Source organism: Microbacterium testaceum (assembly GCF_006539145.1).
Classification (GTDB): domain Bacteria; phylum Actinomycetota; class Actinomycetes; order Actinomycetales; family Microbacteriaceae; genus Microbacterium; species Microbacterium testaceum.
On record NZ_BJML01000002.1, the window covers coordinates 309,212 to 326,451 of the forward strand.

The 17,240-nt window shown below is 69.4% G+C and carries 14 protein-coding genes and 1 tRNA gene; 7 read left to right on the top strand and 8 right to left on the bottom strand.

From position 1 onward, the window contains the following. The first annotated feature begins 19 nt into the window (after positions 1–19). On the top strand, positions 20–1,537 hold the full coding sequence (locus MTE01_RS05530; protein ID WP_141376153.1) for a hypothetical protein: 1,518 nt from the start codon (positions 20–22) through the stop codon (positions 1,535–1,537). A 130-nt stretch (positions 1,538–1,667) separates the two neighbouring features. Further along, positions 1,668–1,744, top strand: a tRNA-Pro gene (locus MTE01_RS05535). 245 nt (positions 1,745–1,989) lie between these two features. On the opposite strand, the gene MTE01_RS05540 is transcribed toward MTE01_RS05535, so the two are convergent. Beyond that, positions 1,990–4,017, bottom strand: coding sequence for a chymotrypsin family serine protease (locus tag MTE01_RS05540; protein WP_141376155.1), 2,028 nt, complete (start codon positions 4,015–4,017; stop codon positions 1,990–1,992). Between the two features lie 169 nt (positions 4,018–4,186). On the opposite strand from MTE01_RS05540, the gene MTE01_RS05545 reads away from it, so the two are divergent. Both MTE01_RS05545 and MTE01_RS05550 read left to right on the top strand, forming a co-directional pair. Then, complete coding sequence (locus MTE01_RS05545) at positions 4,187–4,552, top strand: META domain-containing protein (RefSeq protein ID WP_170210620.1); 366 nt, start codon at positions 4,187–4,189, stop codon at positions 4,550–4,552. 143 nt (positions 4,553–4,695) lie between these two features. After that, entirely contained in the window at positions 4,696–5,475 is a 780-nt protein-coding gene (locus MTE01_RS05550) for an HAD-IIB family hydrolase (protein ID WP_141376159.1), read from the top strand. 19 nt (positions 5,476–5,494) lie between these two features. On the opposite strand, the gene MTE01_RS05555 is transcribed toward MTE01_RS05550, so the two are convergent. The 6 genes from MTE01_RS05555 to MTE01_RS05580 form a co-directional block, all read right to left on the bottom strand. Further along, on the bottom strand, positions 5,495–6,316 hold the full coding sequence (locus tag MTE01_RS05555; RefSeq protein ID WP_116239130.1) for a siderophore-interacting protein: 822 nt from the start codon (positions 6,314–6,316) through the stop codon (positions 5,495–5,497). Next, positions 6,309–7,100 carry a FadR/GntR family transcriptional regulator gene (locus tag MTE01_RS05560; protein ID WP_141376161.1) on the bottom strand — a complete coding sequence of 264 codons (792 nt, stop codon included), beginning with the start codon at positions 7,098–7,100 and terminating at the stop codon, positions 6,309–6,311. Before MTE01_RS05560 ends, MTE01_RS05555 begins: the two co-directional genes overlap by 8 nt. Before the next feature lie 63 nt (positions 7,101–7,163). Beyond that, on the bottom strand, positions 7,164–8,192 hold the full coding sequence (gene galE / locus MTE01_RS05565) for a UDP-glucose 4-epimerase GalE (protein ID WP_103206108.1): 1,029 nt from the start codon (positions 8,190–8,192) through the stop codon (positions 7,164–7,166). Positions 8,193–8,241: 49 nt separating this feature from the next. Beyond that, positions 8,242–8,847, bottom strand: coding sequence for a thymidine kinase (locus tag MTE01_RS05570; protein ID WP_103206107.1), 606 nt, complete (start codon positions 8,845–8,847; stop codon positions 8,242–8,244). 7 nt (positions 8,848–8,854) lie between these two features. Continuing rightward, positions 8,855–10,327, bottom strand: coding sequence for a malate:quinone oxidoreductase (locus MTE01_RS05575; protein WP_103206106.1), 1,473 nt, complete (start codon positions 10,325–10,327; stop codon positions 8,855–8,857). A 99-nt stretch (positions 10,328–10,426) separates the two neighbouring features. Next, complete coding sequence (locus tag MTE01_RS05580; protein WP_103206105.1) at positions 10,427–11,497, bottom strand: aspartate-semialdehyde dehydrogenase; 1,071 nt, start codon at positions 11,495–11,497, stop codon at positions 10,427–10,429. Positions 11,498–11,730: 233 nt separating this feature from the next. Between MTE01_RS05580 and MTE01_RS05585 the strand changes: the two genes are divergently transcribed. Together MTE01_RS05585 and MTE01_RS05590 are read left to right on the top strand one after the other, a co-directional pair. Beyond that, the gene (locus MTE01_RS05585) at positions 11,731–12,981 is read left to right on the top strand and encodes an AAA family ATPase (protein WP_141376163.1); all 1,251 of its coding nucleotides are present in this window, start codon (positions 11,731–11,733) and stop codon (positions 12,979–12,981) included. Continuing rightward, positions 12,978–14,252, top strand: a complete 1,275-nt coding sequence (locus MTE01_RS05590) for a tetratricopeptide repeat protein (protein WP_170210621.1) — start codon at positions 12,978–12,980, stop codon at positions 14,250–14,252. Before MTE01_RS05585 ends, MTE01_RS05590 begins: the two co-directional genes overlap by 4 nt. A gap of 99 nt (positions 14,253–14,351) precedes the next feature. Here MTE01_RS05590 and MTE01_RS05595 read toward each other — a convergent pair whose 3' ends face one another. Beyond that, on the bottom strand, positions 14,352–15,638 hold the full coding sequence (locus MTE01_RS05595; RefSeq protein ID WP_103206102.1) for an aspartate kinase: 1,287 nt from the start codon (positions 15,636–15,638) through the stop codon (positions 14,352–14,354). A gap of 182 nt (positions 15,639–15,820) precedes the next feature. Between MTE01_RS05595 and MTE01_RS05600 the strand changes: the two genes are divergently transcribed. Continuing rightward, positions 15,821–17,218 carry a threonine/serine exporter family protein gene (locus MTE01_RS05600; protein WP_103206101.1) on the top strand — a complete coding sequence of 466 codons (1,398 nt, stop codon included), beginning with the start codon at positions 15,821–15,823 and terminating at the stop codon, positions 17,216–17,218. Positions 17,219–17,240: the final 22 nt, after the last annotated feature.

Here is a 17,240-nt window from a genome sequence, read left to right on the forward strand (position 1 = left end):
GACCGAAGGGACTCCCCCGATGCGCCACCGTCCACCCTCTCTCCGACGCCTCCCCGCCGTCCTGACGCTCGTCGCCGTCTTGTTGGGCGTCGCCGTGGCGCCGGCTGCGAACGCCGCTGACCGAGGCACGGGCTTCGGTACGTGGGCCCCGCTCTCCCGCACCGGTTGGCACGGCTCGATGCGGGTGGGAGATGTTCACACCTATTGCATACATCCCGGCCTTCCCGTCGCCACCGGGACCACGACGGACCACGGCATCACCACCGACGTCAACGGACTGACCCCGCAGCAGCTGATCTCCATCAACTACCTCGTCAGCACGTACGGGCAGACCGGCGACGCGGTGCAGGCGGCAAGCGTCGGGTGGGCGGTGAAAGCCATCGTCGACCGGGATACGACGTTGCATTCCTGGGGGTACGGCGGGAACGAGCTGACCGAGGCGATCGACTACATCATGCGGAGAGCGAGCCCCGAGAACAGCACCGCGATTCAGCAGCGCACCGTGCGGTATCTGGCCGAAGCCGAGGGCATGCCCGTTCCACGAGTGGGCGGCTCGCTGACGCTGTCGATGGACGAAGACGATCCCACGCGGGGAGCGGTGACGCTCGATGTCGACCCGACCGCCTCGGGAACACTTCGACTCGAAAACGCGGTCTTCGCCGACACGGGAAGCTCCGAGCGTGCCGGAATCCAGGGGGCGGCCACGTACCCGATCATCTCTCCGGTGACGGCGTCCGACGACGGACGACCGTACGTCGCCCGGGCCGCAGGTACATTCACCGTGCGTTCGGCAGCCATCCGGTACTACTCGACCCCAGGCCAACAGGAGTCTGCCGGGCCGGCCGAACCCACCACCTTCACTCTGACGACCCAAGACGCCTCACCGCGGCCCGTGCGCTTCTCCCCGCGGATCGAGACGGCGGCCACGATCGACTCCCGTGGCCGGTTCGTCGATGACGTCATGGTGTCTGCCGGTGACGGTGTCTGGCCGCGACACAGCGACGGGACTTTCGTGGTCGTGAGTGCAACTGCCGACGTCTACCGGACGAACGCGTTCCCCGCCGAGGCCACCGAGATCCCGTCAAATCTCAGCCCGGTAGCCCACCTCGAACTCCGCACCGACCCGAAGATCGGCCCCGCCGTCTATCGGACGGTATCCGCCGCCCTGCCCGGTCCGGGCGTCTACACGGCGGTGTGGCGCATCGAGCGCACCTCACAGGACCCTGCTTCGGTCGTCAACTTCCCCACGCGCTACTTCTGGATGGAGCGTTTCGCCACTCCCGCACAGACGGAGCAGCTGGCTTTCTCTCCGCCGCCGGCTGACCCCGAGCCCTCCCCAACGGCGACCCCCACGACCGTCGCCGCGATCATTCCGCCGACACCGCCGGCACCCCCGCTGGTTCCCGCCGCACTCGCACTGACAGGAGTGTCCGGGACATCGCTGGTGGTGACGAGCGGCGTCTCCGCCGGCACCATTGCCGTAGGAATGTATGCCTGGCGGCGCGGTCGCCGACGCACACAGCCGCTGACCGGGTGATGTTCTGCCAGAGTGGCGTGCGTCGCTTCGAGGCCCGCACGCCGCTCCGGCAGAACCTGACTGATCGAACTCGAACTCCCGGAGTGGTTCGAAGCACTCCTCGGTGCAGGGTAGACTTGTCTAGTTGCAACGGGGTGTGGCGCAGCTTGGTAGCGCGCGTCGTTCGGGACGACGAGGCCGCAGGTTCAAATCCTGTCACCCCGACCACTGCATCAACAGAAGGGCCCTCTGCTCAGGCGGAGGGCCCTTCTGCTATACGGGTAGAGCATCGCCCCGGGATGCCCGAGCGGCACCCCGCCGACCGCACCGGCGGACCGCGAACGAGACGCTCCCACACCCGCGCTCGAAGCCACGTGCCGCTGGCGATCACCTCCTGCGTGATCCCGACATAGCGAAGCGCCCCCGGCTCCTCCCGAAACGGGGAGGCACCGGGGGCGCTTGCTCAGTCGTGCTTAGCTCTTCGCCCGACGCAGCGAGCGGAAGCCGAGGGCGCCGATCCCGCCGAGCAGGAGCGCCAGGGCGCCCCAGGCCAGCGGAGCGACGTCGCCGCCCATACCGGTGACCGCCAGGCCACCACCGTTACCGGCCGGGGCGGGGGTACCGCTCGGGGCCGGGGCTGCAGCGGCGACGACGGTGAAGTTCAGGTACGTGCCGTTCGACACGCCCTGGACCGTCTGGACAGCACCGAGCTCGTACGCGCCCTCACCGAGAACGGTGGGGAGCACGACCGACCACGTGCCGTTCTGCACCGTGGTGCGAGCGACCTCGCTCTGGTTGACCACGACAACGATCTCCGCGCCGTTGACTCCCGTACCAGAGACAGACGTCGGGACAGCCGCACCGCTGTAGGTCGCACCGTCCTGGATGCCGTCGATCGTCGGTGCCGGCGGGGCGATCGTGAAGTAGATCACAGCCGCAGCAGAGACCTGACCGTCGCGAGCCTGGGTCGCCGAGACGGTGTACGCACCGATGCCGAGGTCGACCGGGATCGACCAGGTGCCGTCCGCACGCACGACCGCACTGCCGTTCGCGGCGACGGCTGCCGGGGCCACCTTGACCCGGGCGTCGTCACCGGGCGCGGAGTCGTCGACCGTCTCGGCAGTCAGGGTCACTGTCGCTCCGGGGAGACCGGTCCCCGTGAACTCATTCAGCTGATCGATGACGATCGAGCCGTTTCCGGGTGACGTGATGACGGGCGGAGCCGCCTTGACTTCGACGGTTGCGTCGACCGACGGCGACCGGCTGAAACCGCTCTTCGCCGTCACCGAGAACGCGTAGGTACCGAGCTTGTCGGGGGCCGCGAAGCTCCAGTTGCCCGCGGCATCGGTCAGGGCGTCGAAAGCCGCGCCGGAGGCGGGCTTGATCTCCACGGTCGTGCCGGCCGGCGCGGTGCCGGAGATGGTTCCGCCGACACCGATCTCGCCGCCGTTCGCGGGAGTAATAAGAGCCGGGGCGGCGATCTCGACGGCGACGGTGTAGCCACCGGTCCGCTCGAGACCTGCCTGCAGGTCGGCCGCCCAGAGCAGCGTTCCTGCGTCGTCGCCGCCCGAGACGACACCGACAGCGGTGTTGCCCTGGAAGACGGCACCACCCGAGTCACCCTCCAGGACCATGACCTCGGTGCTCTCAACGGGGAAGCCGTAGACCTCGCGGTCTCCGACCTTGGCCCAGCCTTCGAGCTCGAGCACGGTACCCGTGGTGTAACCGGTCGTGCGGCCCGACTTCGAGACCTGACCCGCCTGCACCTTGCCCACAGAGGTCACGGCAATGGTCGAGAGCGAAAGGTCACCCGACGCGGCGGTCGACCAATTCGTGATCTCCGGCTTGAGGTTCAGCGCGGTGTTGGTCACGTCGATAGCGGCGATGTCGACGGAGGCCTTGTCGCCCACGGTGCCGGCAGAGTTGCCGGGTCCGCCGTACTGCGAGAAGCCGAGCGTACCGAGAGGAGCGCGGAACGAGACGTCGTCGTTGTTGGCGGCGCCGCCACCCGCGGGATCTCCCGTCGGCTCGGTCAGCAGACTGGCAGTGAACGCACCGTCGTCGTTGCAGTGACCGGCCGTGATGACGGCGGGGTCACCGGTGGGCGTGAATCCCGTGAAACCGATCGAGCACAGACCACCGGCAGCCGTCGGCGCGGACGGGTCTGCGCTGAAGTACCCGGCACCCGCCACCACGTCGGTCTCGGCCTTCGGGCTGAACGGGCTGTCGATGTGCTTCACCACGACGTTTGACTTGGAGTCGGCGAAGGTCTTCGCCTCACCCTCGGCTTCGGTCGTGTAGACGACGACGCGGCCCTGGGTGTCCTTCGTCACAGCCTGAACGTCGTCGTTGGCCAGGAGCTGCTGTGCGGTCGCATCGAATGCCGGACCGGAGGTCGGCGCGAGCGACGGGTCTTCCCCGGCGAAGGCCGCGGGGGCCAGCAGACCGGAAGCGGTGAGCGCGACGGCGGTGGACGCTGCGGCCCACCCCATACGCTTCATGTTTCGTGTCATCGTCTCATCTCATGTGTTGGTGAAAACGCGCGATGAGGCAGGACGGGAATCTCGATAGGGCCCCCACCCATCTCTCAGCGTCAAGGATTACCTTAGGGGAACCTGAGCGTTGTATATGAAGTCGATTTCGTTTTTCGATGTGGATGAGGAGATTCTCATGTCCCGCCGTTTCGCTGCCCTCTCCGCGCTTGCCGTCGGCGGCATGATTGCCGCGGCGTGCGCCGCCCCCGCGAGCGGCACCGCCCCGGCATCCGAGTGCGGCCGCTGGGCCGGGCAGGGACCGGAATTCCTCACACTGGAAGACGAGGTCCTCACCGGCAGCGACGGCTGCAATGGGCTCAACGGCTCGTACTCCCGGGAGGGCGACACGCTCGCCGTCCGTCTCGGGCTGTCGACGCTGAAGGCCTGCATGGGCGTCGACACCTGGCTGCGCAGGGTGGCCACCGCGACAATCGCCGGAGACACGCTCACGGTGTTCGACCGCGCTGGTTCTCGGATCGGCATCCTCACCCGAGCCGTCTGAACCCGCGCCCCCACCCACTGCACGACGCAAGGGGTGACGGGAGCCCGCCGGTAGAATCACTTCGTACGCGGGCCCCTCGGCGGCCCGCCCGCCGCGCGCACGCGACACCTCCGTGCGACGACCTCTCACCTTTCAGGAGCACCGTGTCCGACGCCTCGCCCCGCCTCGTCGCCTTCGACCTCGACGACACCCTCGCCCCCTCGAAGTCGGCGATCGACCCGCGCATCGGTGACCTGCTGCTCGCCCTGGCCGAGAAGGTGGAGGTGGCCATCATCTCCGGCGGGCAGCTCCAGCAGTTCCGCAGCCAGGTCGTCGAGCGCCTCCCCGAGGCCTCTCCCGAGCTGCTCTCTCACTTTCACCTCATGCCCACGTGCGGCACCCAGTACTACCTCCTCACGCCCGCCGGCGTCGAGACCGTCTACGCCCACTCGCTCACCGACGACGAGAAGCAGCGCGCTCTCGCCGCCGTGCGCGAAGAGGCCGAGCGCCTCGACCTCTGGGAGTCCGAGCCGTGGGGAGACATCCTCGAAGACCGCGGCTCGCAAATCACGTTCTCGGCACTCGGGCAGTCCGCCCCCCTCGAGGCGAAGATGGCCTGGGACCCCACCGGCGAGAAGAAGAACAGCCTGCGCGAGGCCGTGGCGAACCGCATCCCCGACCTCGAGGTCCGCTCCGGCGGATCGACCTCCGTCGACATCACCCACCGCGGCATCGACAAGGCCTACGGCATGAACAAACTCGTCGAGGCCACCGGCATCCCCCTCGACGACATGCTCTTCGTCGGTGACCGCCTCGACCCCGACGGAAACGACTACCCCGTGCTGGCGATGGGCGTCGAGTGCCAGGCCGTGCACGGGTGGGAAGACACCGCCGCGTTCCTCGAGCAGCTCATTCCGACGCTTCCCGCACGAACCGGGCACTGAGCCCGCGGGGCGCGAGCCGTCAGAGGATCTGCCCGATCGGCTCGCGCTTCTCGGCCTGGAATCGATCTTCGGTGCGCCCGTACGCCCAATAGCCCGACAGAGATACCTGCTCGCGACCCAAGCCCCACCGCGTGAAGACGAGGTCGCGGATCCGCTTCATCGCCTCGCGCTCTCCGTGCGCGAAGACATGTCCTCGCCCGTCGTGCGGATGCCAGGAGGTCACGGCATCCGCCAGGACGTTCGTCGCACCCGCCACGGCGGACCCGCGGTGAACCCAGACGATCTCGACTCCAGCCGGAGCGTCGAGCGAGAGCTGCTCGTCGGCGGCCTGGACTTCGAGGAACGCCGCGCCGACGGCATCCGGGGCCAGGGCCTCGAGAGCCGCGGAGATCGCGGGGATCGCGGACTCGTCGCCGATGAACAGGTGCCAGTCCGCCGTGGAGTCGGGCGCGTAGCCGCCGCCGGGCGACGACACCACGAGGCGCTCCCCCGGCTGCGCGCGCGCCGCCCACGGGCCCGCGAGCCCCTCGTCGCCGTGCACCACGAAATCGATGGTCACCTCGTCGCCGTCGACCGCGCGCACCGTGTACGTGCGGGTGACGGGGAGGTCCTCCGGCGCGAGCGTCTCGCGCAAGGCAGCCAGGTCGTACGGCGGCTCGAGGCCCAGCTCCGGCTTCGCGAAGGTGATCTTGACGTACTTGTCGGTGTGCGGGCTGTCTCGGAACGCCTCCAGGTTCTCACCCCGAGCGCGCACGCGGACGAGGTGCGGGGTCAGACGCTCGGTTTCGACGACGTGGAGCACGTGCTGCGGGCGCGGCGGGCGCGCGGGTCGATCACTCATGGGGATCCTCTCGAGCGGACGGTGAAGAGCGCACGGCGACCCGCGCCGCGTCACCGACGGCGGCCTCGGCCGCGTCGGACGGGCTCAGCGCCTGCGCCACCTCGGTGTAGTAGTCGGTGATGTGCGCGCGCACGGCCTCGCGCGCACCGTCGGCGTCGCCCACCGAGACCGCCGCGACGATGTGCCGATGCTCCGATCGCAGCCGCTCGGCTACGGTGGGCCACGCGTCGAGACGGGCCGCACCCGCGCGCGTGTACGCCTCGATGGAGCTGCGCAGTCCCGCCATCATCGCCGAGATGACCGCATTGCCCGACACCTCGGACAAGGCCTGGTGGAAGCGCGCGTCGAGGGCCAGGAACTCGTCGGGCGCGAGGCCCTCGGCATCCATCGCGTCCAAGATGGCCATCACCTCGGTGAGGTCGACGTCGTCGCGGGCCACGCGCTCGGCCACATCGCACTCGAGCACGATGCGCGTGCGCACCACGTCGGTCAGGGGGAAGCCGTTCGCGGCGACCTGCAGCCGCAGGAAGGCGGCCAGGCCGCCCCTCGGCGTCGTGACAATCATCGCCCCGGCGGTCGGCCCGGACCCGGTCGCCGTGCGGACGACCCCGAGCACCTCGAGCACACGCATCGCCTCGCGGACGCTCGAGCGACCGACGCCGAGCTGCGTCGCAAGCTCGCGTTCCGGGGTGAGCCGGTCGCCGGGAGCCAGACGCCCCTCGCGGAGGTCGCCTTCGATTCGCTCGAGGACCACCTGCCAGGCACGGGGTGCGGTGTTCGGCATGGCATCCCCCGTCCTCTCGGACACGGTGATGTGACCCGACCACACCACCCTACGCGCGGATGGTCAGACGTCGGCGGTCGTGCGGTACCCGGCCGGGTTGGTGGTCTGCCAGTTCCAATAGTCACGGCAGGCGTCGTCGATGCCGAGACGCGTGCGCCAACCGAGCACCTCGCCGGCCTTGGACGGGTCGCAGTAGGTGGCGGCGACGTCTCCGGGACGACGGTCGAGGATCTTCTTGGGCAGTTCGCGCCCCACGGCCTTCTCGAACGAGGCGACGAGTTCGAGCACGCTCACCGGGCGACCGGTGCCCAGGTTGAACACCTGGTGTCCGGGCTGGGCCTGCTCGAGCGCGGCGACGTGGCCCTCGGCCAGGTCGACGACGTGGATGTAGTCACGCAGGCCGGTGCCGTCGGGGGTGTCGTAGTCGGCGCCGAAGACCCCGATCTCGTCCAGCGTGCCGATGGCCACGCGCGAGACGAAGGGCATGAGGTTGTTCGGGATGCCGGCGGGGTCTTCGCCGATCAGACCGGAGGGGTGCGCGCCCACCGGGTTGAAGTAGCGCAGCACGGTGACGTTCAGCTCGGGGTTCACCCGCGCCACATCGGCGAGCACGACCTCGTTCATGCGCTTGGACTTGCTGTACGCGTTCGACAGATCGATGCTCGTCGTCGATTCCTCGGTGAAGGGGAGATCGGCCGGGTCGGAGTACACCGTCCCGGTGCTCGAGAAGACGAAGCTCCGGATGCCGCGGGCGATGCCCACGCGCAGCAGGGCGAAGGTGGTGTCGAGGTTGTTGGAGTAGTACTCGAGCGGCTTCTGCGTCGACTCCCCCACCGCCTTGAACGCGGCGAGGTGGATGATCGCGTCGATCGGACCGTGCTCGTCGAACGCCTTCGCCACGACCGTCTCGTCGGCGGCGTCGCCCACGATCAGGGGCGCGGGCTTGCCGGTGATCGTCTCGACCCGCTCGGCGGCGACGGCGTGCGTGCCCGACAGATCGTCGAGGAGGACGACGTCGTGACCCGCTTCGAGGAGGGCGACGGCCGTGTGGGTTCCGATGTAACCGGCTCCGCCGGCCAGGAGTACGCGCATGCCTCCAGGCTATCGCTCGGCGACACCGCGCCGATCGCGCGAGAGGGGCTCAGCGCCCGTCGAGCCGCCCGCCGGACTCGCGCAGGTAGCACGCGGCGCACATCGACTCGTACGTCACTTCGCCCTCGATCTGCCCCTCGTCGATGGCGACCTGATCGCCGTCGAAGACGAACCGGCCACCCACGAGCCGTGCGTTGAAAATCGCCTTGCGCCCGCACCGGCAGATCGTCTTCAGCTCTTCGAGGCTGTGGGCGATCTCCATCAGACGCGCCGACCCCGGAAACGCCTCGGTACGGAAGTCCGTGCGGATCCCGTAGGCGAGGACCGGGATGCCGTCGAGGACGGCGATGCGCAAGAGGTCGTCGACCTGCGCGGCGGTGAAGAACTGCGCCTCGTCGACCAGAAGACAAGCGACGGGCGCGTGACCGGCCGCGGCGTGGAAGACCTCGCGCAGGTCGTCGTCGGGCGCCACCAGGAAGTCCACCGGGCGCTTCACACCCAGGCGGCTGTCGATCTGGTCAGCGCCCTTCGTGTCGATCTCCGGCTTGGCCAGCAGCACGCGCTGACCGCGCTCCTCGTAGTTGTACGCCGCCTGCAGCAGGGCCGTGGACTTGCCCGAGTTCATCGCCCCGTAGCGGAAGTACAGCTTCGCCACGCGCGACTCAGGGGTTGATCGCGAGAGCGTGGGCCGTGGCATCCAGCTCTTTTCGCGCCGCGGCCGGGTTGGTGTTCAGCGTCTCGCCGTAGCTGGGGATCAGGTCGCGCAGGCGCGGCTCCCAGTCGGCCATGCGCTCGGGGAAGCAGGTCTTGATGAGCCCCAGCATGATCGACACGGCGGTCGAGGCACCCGGCGAGGCACCGAGGAGCCCCGCGATCGAGTGGTCGGCCGAGGTGACGACCTCGGTGCCGAACTGCAGCACACCGCCCTTGTCTTTGTCGCGCTTCATGACCTGGGCGCGCTGGCCGGCGTCGAGCAGCTCCCAGTCCTCGTCCTTCGCGGTGGGCATGAAGTCGCGGAGGCTGTCGACCTTCTTCGAGTGGGTCTTGAGCAGCTCGCTGACGAGGTACTTGATGAGGCTCGGGTTGTCGACGGCGACCTTCAGCATCGGGCCGATGTTGTGCGGGCGCACCTGCGTGACGATGTCGAGCATCGATCCGTTCTTGAGGAACTTCGGGCTGAAGGTCGCGAACGGACCGAACAGCAACGACGACTCCCCGTCGATCACGCGGGTGTCGAGATGCGGCACCGACATGGGAGGCGCACCCACGGAGGCCTGCGAGTAGACCTTCGCGCGGTGCTTCGCCACGATGTCGGGGTGGGAGGTCTTCAACCACTGCCCGCCGATCGGGAAGACACCGTAGCCCTTGATCTCGGGGATTCCCGAGCGCTGCAGGAGTTTGAGGGCCCAGCCGCCCGCGCCGACGAAGACGAACTTCGCGTTGATGGAGCCGGGGGTCCCGCCGATCACGTGGCGGTACGAGACCTCCCACGTGCCGTCCTTCTTCTTCTTCAGCTTCTTGACGTCGTGGTTGGTGGCGACCTCGACGCCCTTCTCGCGCAGGTTCGCGAACAGCTGGCGCGTGAGCGAGCCGAAGTCGACGTCGGTGCCGGCGGGCACGCGCGTGGCGGCGAAGGGTTCGCCCTTGCGACGCTTCTGCATGAGCAGCGGAGCCCACTGGTTGATGACGCGCGAGTCCTCGCTGTACTCGATGCCCGCGAACAGCGGCTGCTGCTTGAGAACCTCGTAGCGCTTGCGGAGGAAGGCGACGTCTTTCTCGCCGCGCACGAACGTCATGTGGGGCGTGGCGTTGATGAACGTCGACGGCTCGTCGAGAACACCCTCGGCGACGAGCGAGGCCCACAGCTGACGGCTCTGCTGGAACTGCTCGTTGATCGCGACCGCCTTGGCGGGATCGATCGTGCCGTCCTTGGACTCGGGCGTGTAGTTCAGCTCGCACAGCGCCGCGTGACCGGTACCCGCGTTGTTCCAGGCGTTCGAGCTCTCTTGAGCGACGTCGCTCAGACGCTCGAGCACCGCGATCTTGAGATCGGGCTGGAGGTCCTTCAGCAGCGTGCCGAGAGTGGCGGACATGATGCCGCCACCGATGAGAAGAACATCGACGTTTTCAGTCACCCGTCGATTCTAGGCGCGAGCCGAGAGGTGTCTCGACATCGAGAGAACCGTCGGTTCGATGTCGAGACACCTCGCACCCGGCATCCGGATGCCGTGTCCTCAGGCGGTCGCGAGACGCTTCTGCGCGACGAGCTCGGCGATCTGGACGGCGTTGAGCGCCGCACCCTTGCGGAGGTTGTCGTTGCTGATGAAGAGCACGAGGCCCTTGCCTTCGGGGGCGGACTGGTCGGCACGGATGCGCCCGACGTAGCTCGGATCGGTGCCCGCGGCCTGAAGCGGAGTCGGAACCTCTTCGAGCGCCACGCCGGGAGCCTCGGCGAGGAGCTCGCGCGCACGCTCGGGCGAGAGGTCGCGGGCGAACTCGGCGTTGATGCTGAGCGAGTGGCCGGTGAACACGGGGACGCGGACGCACGTCCCCGCGACGCGCAGGTCGGGGAGCTCCAGGATCTTGCGGCTCTCGTTGCGGAGCTTCTTCTCTTCGTCGGTCTCGTTCTGGCCGTCGTCGACGAGGTTGCCGGCGAAGGGGATGACGTCGAAGGCGATCGGGGCGACGTACTTCTCGGGCTCGGGGAAGTCGAGGGCCGAGCCGTCGCGCACGAGACGCTCCACCTCGCCCTGGGCGAGGACGCCCTCGACCTGGCCGAGGAGCTCCCGGGCGCCCGCGAGGCCGGAGCCGGAGACGGCCTGGTAGGTGCTGACGATGAGGCGTTCGAGGCCGGCCTCGGTGTCGAGGACCTTCAGGACCGGCATGGCGGCCATGGTGGTGCAGTTGGGGTTGGCGACGATGCCTTTGACGGCCTGATCGATGGCGTGGGGATTGACCTCGCTGACGACCAGCGGCACCTCGGGGTCCATGCGCCAGGCGCTGGAGTTGTCGATGACCAGGGCACCGGCCTCGGCGAAGCGGGGGGCGTGGGCGCGGCTCCCCGTGGCGCCGGCGGAGAACAGAGCGACCTCGACGCCGGCGGGGTCGGCGGTGGCGACGTCTTCGACGACGACGGAGTGACCGGCGAATTCGATCGACGAGCCGGCGGAACGCGCCGTCGCGAACAGACGCAGCTCGCGGATCGGGAACGCGCGTTCGGCGAGGATCTCGAGCATGACGGTGCCGACCTGGCCGGTGGCGCCGACGACTGCGAGGGAGATTCCGGAATCGGAGATGCGGGTCATGACTGTTCCTCGGGTACGCGGGGGCGCGCGCGAACGGATGCGCGCGACATTCGTGCCAGAGTAGCGTGCGCCCGCGAGCTCTCCGATCGGTGCCGATCGCTCTGGCGGTCGAGAGCGCGAGGATGGCAGGACCGCTGCCCCGCCGGCCGGTTCATCCACAGGTGGCATGACCACCTGGCACGTATCGGTGGTCTCGCCCACAATGGCAGGGCACCCCCGCTGCGAGGAGACCGATGAACGACCCGCTGATCGAAGCCCTGCGTCGCGCCGTCGAGGCCGCACCGCTCGACGACGAGTTGCGCCTGCATCTCGCGACGCAGCTGTGGGAACGCGGTCTCTCCGAACAGGCGGTCGCGGAAGCGAGCACCGTTCTGTCGCACTCCCCGACCGACTCACGGGCCCGCGATCTCCTCGCGCGGGCGCTGGGCGCTCCCGCGCCCGATGCCGCGTCGTTCCCCTCCCCCGATCCGGCGAGTCGCCAGCTGCCCGATCCGCCCGCCCCGCCGCGCCCGGAAGGCGGTTTCGACTGGTCGGCCGCCGAGACCGAGGTGGGGCACATCGCGCAGCCCGCGTTCGTCGACGGCGAGGGCGCCCCGGCCTTCGACGCGCACGACCTGCAGCGCCCCACGACCACCCTCGCCGACGTCGGGGGCATGACCCAGGTCAAAGAGCGCCTGAATGCCGCGTTCCTCGCCCCGCTGAAGAACCCCGAGCTGCGCGCGCTCTACGGCAAGAGCCTGCGCGGCGGACTGCTCATGTACGGACCGCCGGGGTGCGGCAAGACGTTCATCGCCCGCGCGATCGCCGGCGAACTCGGTGCATCTTTCATCTCCGTCGGCATCAGCGACATCCTCGACCGGTACCTGGGCGAGAGCGAGCACAACGTCCGCGACCTCTTCCAGCTAGCACGCCGCGACGCGCCGACGGTGATCTTCCTGGACGAGTTGGATGCCATCGGGCAGCGCCGTTCGCAGGCCCGCCACAGCGGGATGCGCGGGGTCGTCGTCGCCCTGCTCGAGGAGCTCGACGGCGTCGCGAGCGACAATGAGGGCGTCTTCGTGCTCGCGGCGACGAATCAGCCGTGGGACGTCGATCCGGCGCTGAGGCGGCCGGGCCGTCTCGACCGCACGGTTCTGGTCCTCCCTCCCGACGAAGAGGCGCGACGTGCGATCTTCCGGCACCACTTGGCACGCCGCCCCGTCGAGGGCGTCGACCTCGCAGAGCTCGCGCGATCGACCGACGGCTACAGCGGCGCCGACATCGCGTACGTCTGCGAGGTCGCGAGCGAGAACGCGCTGCTCGAGAGCGCGCGCACGGGCACCGCGCGTCTCATCGGCATGGACGACCTGCGACACGGCGTCGCCCAGACCACCTCGTCCACGGGCCCCTGGCTCGAGGCGGCGCGCAACGTCGTCCGTTTCGGCGACGACGACGGCACCTTCACCCAGTTGCGCGACTACCTCAAGAGCGTGCGCCGGCTGTGAGCGACGACGCCCGGGCACTCCGGAACGCCGAAACACTGCTCGACCTCGGACGGCACGAGCAGGCGCTGCGCGATGCGGGAGCGGTGCTCGCTCGCGAACCCGGCAACGCCGACGCCCAGCGGATCGTCGGGGAGGCCCTGGTCGAACTGGAGCGCTGGAACGAGCTGACCTCGCTGGCCCGAGACGCGGTGTCGTCGTTCCCTGACGACGCGTGGGCGTGGCGTCTGCTGGCCCTCGCCCACATGGAGACCGGTCACGAGGCGGATGCGCTTCACGCCGCCCACCGGCTCTACGCGCTCGCGCCCGAGGTCACCTTCGCGGTGTACACCTACGCGCGCGTCCTGCACGCCTTCGGCCGCGCCGCGGACGCCCTCCCCGCCCTCGAGCGTGCGCTCGAGACACAGCCCGATGACGTCGATCTGCATCTCGCGAGGGCGACGTGCCTGTGGAAGGTGGGCCGCACACGCGAGGCGCGCGAGACGGCGGCCTCCGCGCTGCGCATCGACCCGACGAACGACGACGCCCAACGCATTCTGGCGGTCTTCGGAGGGCCGGGGCAGCGCGGATCGGACGCGCTTCTCGAAACGGCTCGCCGCGCGGCGAGGGATCCCGGCGATGACGACAACGAGGTGTTCTTCGAACTCGCCACCAGCCGGGCGCTGGTCTTGCCCGTGTCGGTCGTGTTCGGCCTGTGCGTCGCCCTCCTCGCAGTGTGCGTGCCGACCGGGGGCCTCTGGGGGTGGCGCATCGACACCGGCCTCGGCCATCTCGTCGGCGCGGGTCTCCAGGCGATCCTCTTCTCCGCCGCCATCGCCATCCTGGGTCTGTGGCTCCGTCGCATGCGGCGCCACCTCGGTGAACTGTTCCGTCCCATCGTCGCGTCTCGAATGGACGACGGTCCCCTGTCGAAGTTCAGCTCGTGGGCGATCGCCGGAGCGCTCGTCCTCGATTTCATCGGCATCGTGCTCTACGCCGCCGCAGGCGACCCTCTCGGCCCTCTGGCGCTGGCCCTGGGCCTATCGAGTGCCTACGCCGGCGGTGTGCTCGTGGTCATGTTCCACCTCATGACCCGTGGCTTCGTCCCGGGCGCGATGACGCGACCGGCCGGGCTGCTCCTGCTCCTGTGGCCGGGGGCGATCGCCGGAGTGGTCTTGCTCGGGCTCTTCTTCGTCGGCTCGGTGCTCTACATCGTCGTCTGGGCTTTCTCGGGCGAACGACTGCCCGAGCCCTTCCCGAAGACCGGGCAAGAGCGACGGGAGACGACGAGCTAGCCGCCGTCACCGATCACGCCGCACCGAAACGAGCCGCGACGCTCCTCGTGCGCCTCGCCCCGGGGCGCGGCGACGTCACCCGCCCAGGCGAAGAGCCGGTCAGCGACCGGTGCCCGCGTGCACCGTCGCCTCGGCCTCGCCGTCGAGACCGTACGCCGTGTGCACGAGTCGTGCGGCCTCGGCGAGGTCGACACCGCGGACGACGACCGAGATGCGGATCTCCGACGTCGAGATCATCTCGATGTTCACCCCGGCGAGGCTCAGCGCCTCGAAGAGGGTCGCCGAGACGCCCGAGTGCGTGCGCATGCCCGCGCCGACGACCGACAGCTTGCCGATCTGGTCGTCGTGCACGAGGCTCTCGAACCCGACCTCGGCCTGCTCCGCGGCGAGCGCCTTGAGCGCCGTCGGGGCGTCGGTCTTGGGCAGCGTGAACGAGATGTCGGTGCGGCTGGTCGCGGCGGCGGAGACGTTCTGCACGATCATGTCGACGTTCGCGCCGGACTTGGCGACGATCTTGAAGATGTCGGCGGCCTTGCCGGGAACGTCGGGCACGCCGATGACGGTGATCTTCGCCTGGCTGAGGTCGGTGGCGACGCCGGCGACGATGGGCTCTTCCATGGTGGCTCCCTCGGGGACGAGCGGTGAGGACTTCGAGGCATCGAGCACCCAGGTGCCCTCGCCCGAGCTGAACGTGGACCGGGCGTGGATGAGCACGCCGTGACGGCGGGCGTACTCCACCGCGCGGATGTAGAGGACCTTGGCGCCGTTGGCGGCGAGCTCGAGCATCTCTTCGCTGCCGACACGGTCGAGCTTTCGGGCCAGCGGCACGACGCGGGGGTCGGCGGTGAAGATGCCGTCGACGTCGCTGTAGATCTCGCACACATCCGCCTTGAGAGCGGCGGCGAGCGCGACGGCGGTCGTGTCGGATCCGCCGCGACCGAGCGTCGTGATGTCGCGGGTGTCGCGGTTGAAGCCCTGGAAGCCGGCGACGATCACGATCGCCCCCTCGTCGAGCGCCTCGCGCAGCCGCACGGGGGTGACATCGACGATGCGGGCGGCGCCGTGCGTGGCGTCCGTGATCATTCCGGCCTGGCTGCCGGTGAAGGAACGCGCCTCGAAGCCCATCGAGTGGATCGCCATGGCCAGCAGGGCCATCGAGATGCGCTCTCCGCTCGAGAGCAGCATGTCGAGCTCGCGGGGCGCCGGGATGGGCGCGACCTGGTTCGCCAGATCCAGCAGCTCGTCGGTGGTGTCGCCCATGGCACTGACCGCGACGACGACCTCGTGTCCCGCGCGGCGCGTGTCGACGATGCGCTTGGCGACCCGCTTGATGCTCTCGGCGTCGGCGACGGAAGAACCGCCGTACTTCTGGACGATCAGAGCCATGAGGAGAACTCCCGGAGAGGTCGTGCGTCGGGATGCCACGACGGGGCGCTCGTGCCGCGCCCGAGGATCATCCTAGAGGCGGTCGCATACCGCCCCCGTCATGGGCCGACGCCCGGCGAAACCGCAGGCCCCGTCGGTAGGATCGAACGCTCCCTCTCCCCCGCCTTTCTGGAGGCCCGCGGTTGTCCCCCACCCCGCGCCGACTGCTGTCGTCCCTGCGTCGTCTCGTCCAGGTCGACGATGTCTCGTCGCCCGATACGACGCTGCTCCCCGTCATCGACGAAGCCTTGTCGACGCGCATCCTCGACCTCGCGATCCGCATCGGCGAGACCATGCTCGTCGTCGGCGCTCCGGCCAACGAGGTGACCCTCACGATCGTGCGGGTGTGCGGGGCGTACGGACTCGACCCCGTACATGTCGACGTGACCTACAACTCCATCACGATCGCGCACAGCCGCCCGGGAGCCAGCCATCCCACCACTCTCCTCCGCGTGGTGCGCGGCTCGGTCCCCGACCATGCGAAGCTGCAGCGCCTTCAGGCTCTCGTGCAGGAGATCGCCGGCGGTCTGGGTCTCGACGACGCGATCTCGCGGTGCCGCGCCATCCGTCGCCTCCCCTTCCGCTATCGCCCCGCGATCGTCATCGCCTCTCAGGCATCGCTCGCCGCGGGTGTGGCGATCATGTTCGGGGCGAACTGGCTGGCCCTCGTGCTGTCGTTCATCGCCGCGGCCCTGGCCGCCACGACGCAGTACATCCTGGCGCGGGCCCGCGTGCCGTACTTCTTCGCGCAGATCGCCGGCGGTTTCGTCCTCACCGTCTTCGCGGCGCTGTCGCCGCTGCTGCGCTACACCGGCCTCGATGCGGCAGCGGCGATCCGACCGTCGGTGATCGTGGCATCCGGAATCGTCCTGATGCTCGCGGGTCTCACCGTGGTGGGCGCGGCACAGGATGCCATCGACGGCTTCGCGCTGACGGCGACGGGACGCATCCTCGAACTCACCACGCAGACCCTCGGTGTGGTGCTGGGGATCCTCGCGGGGCTCGAGACGGTGCGCGTTCTCGGGATGGGCATGTCAGCGCCGTCGAACGCTCTGCCGCTCGGACCGGTGAGCGTACAGTTCGTCGGAGCCGCCGTCATCGCCATCGCCGTCGCCGTCTTCAACGGTGCCGGCGCGCGCATCGTCCTCGTCAGCGCCGCCCTCAGCCTCGTTGCCTGGGCGGGGTACGTCGCGGCCTCGGGCCTGGGCTTCGAGGTCGCCGCCGCGAGCGGCGTGGGCGCCTTCGTCGGCAGCTTCGCGGGCATCGTCGTCGCCTACCGGCTGCACGTGCCCTCGGTCGCGATCACAACGGCGGCGATCCTCCCCCTCGTTCCGGGTGCCGCGGTGTTCCGAGGCCTGCTCGGGATCGTCGAGTCGGGCGAAGACCCGGCGGTGCTCATGACCGGGGTCACCACCCTCGCCGGGGCGGCGACGATCGGCATCGCCCTGGCGGTGGGCGCCTCACTCGGCATCTACCTGGGTCAGCCCGTGCGGGCGACCCTGTCGAGCGTCACCCGGGTACGAGCGCGCGTGCGACGGTAGTCAACGAAAGGCGCCGGGATGC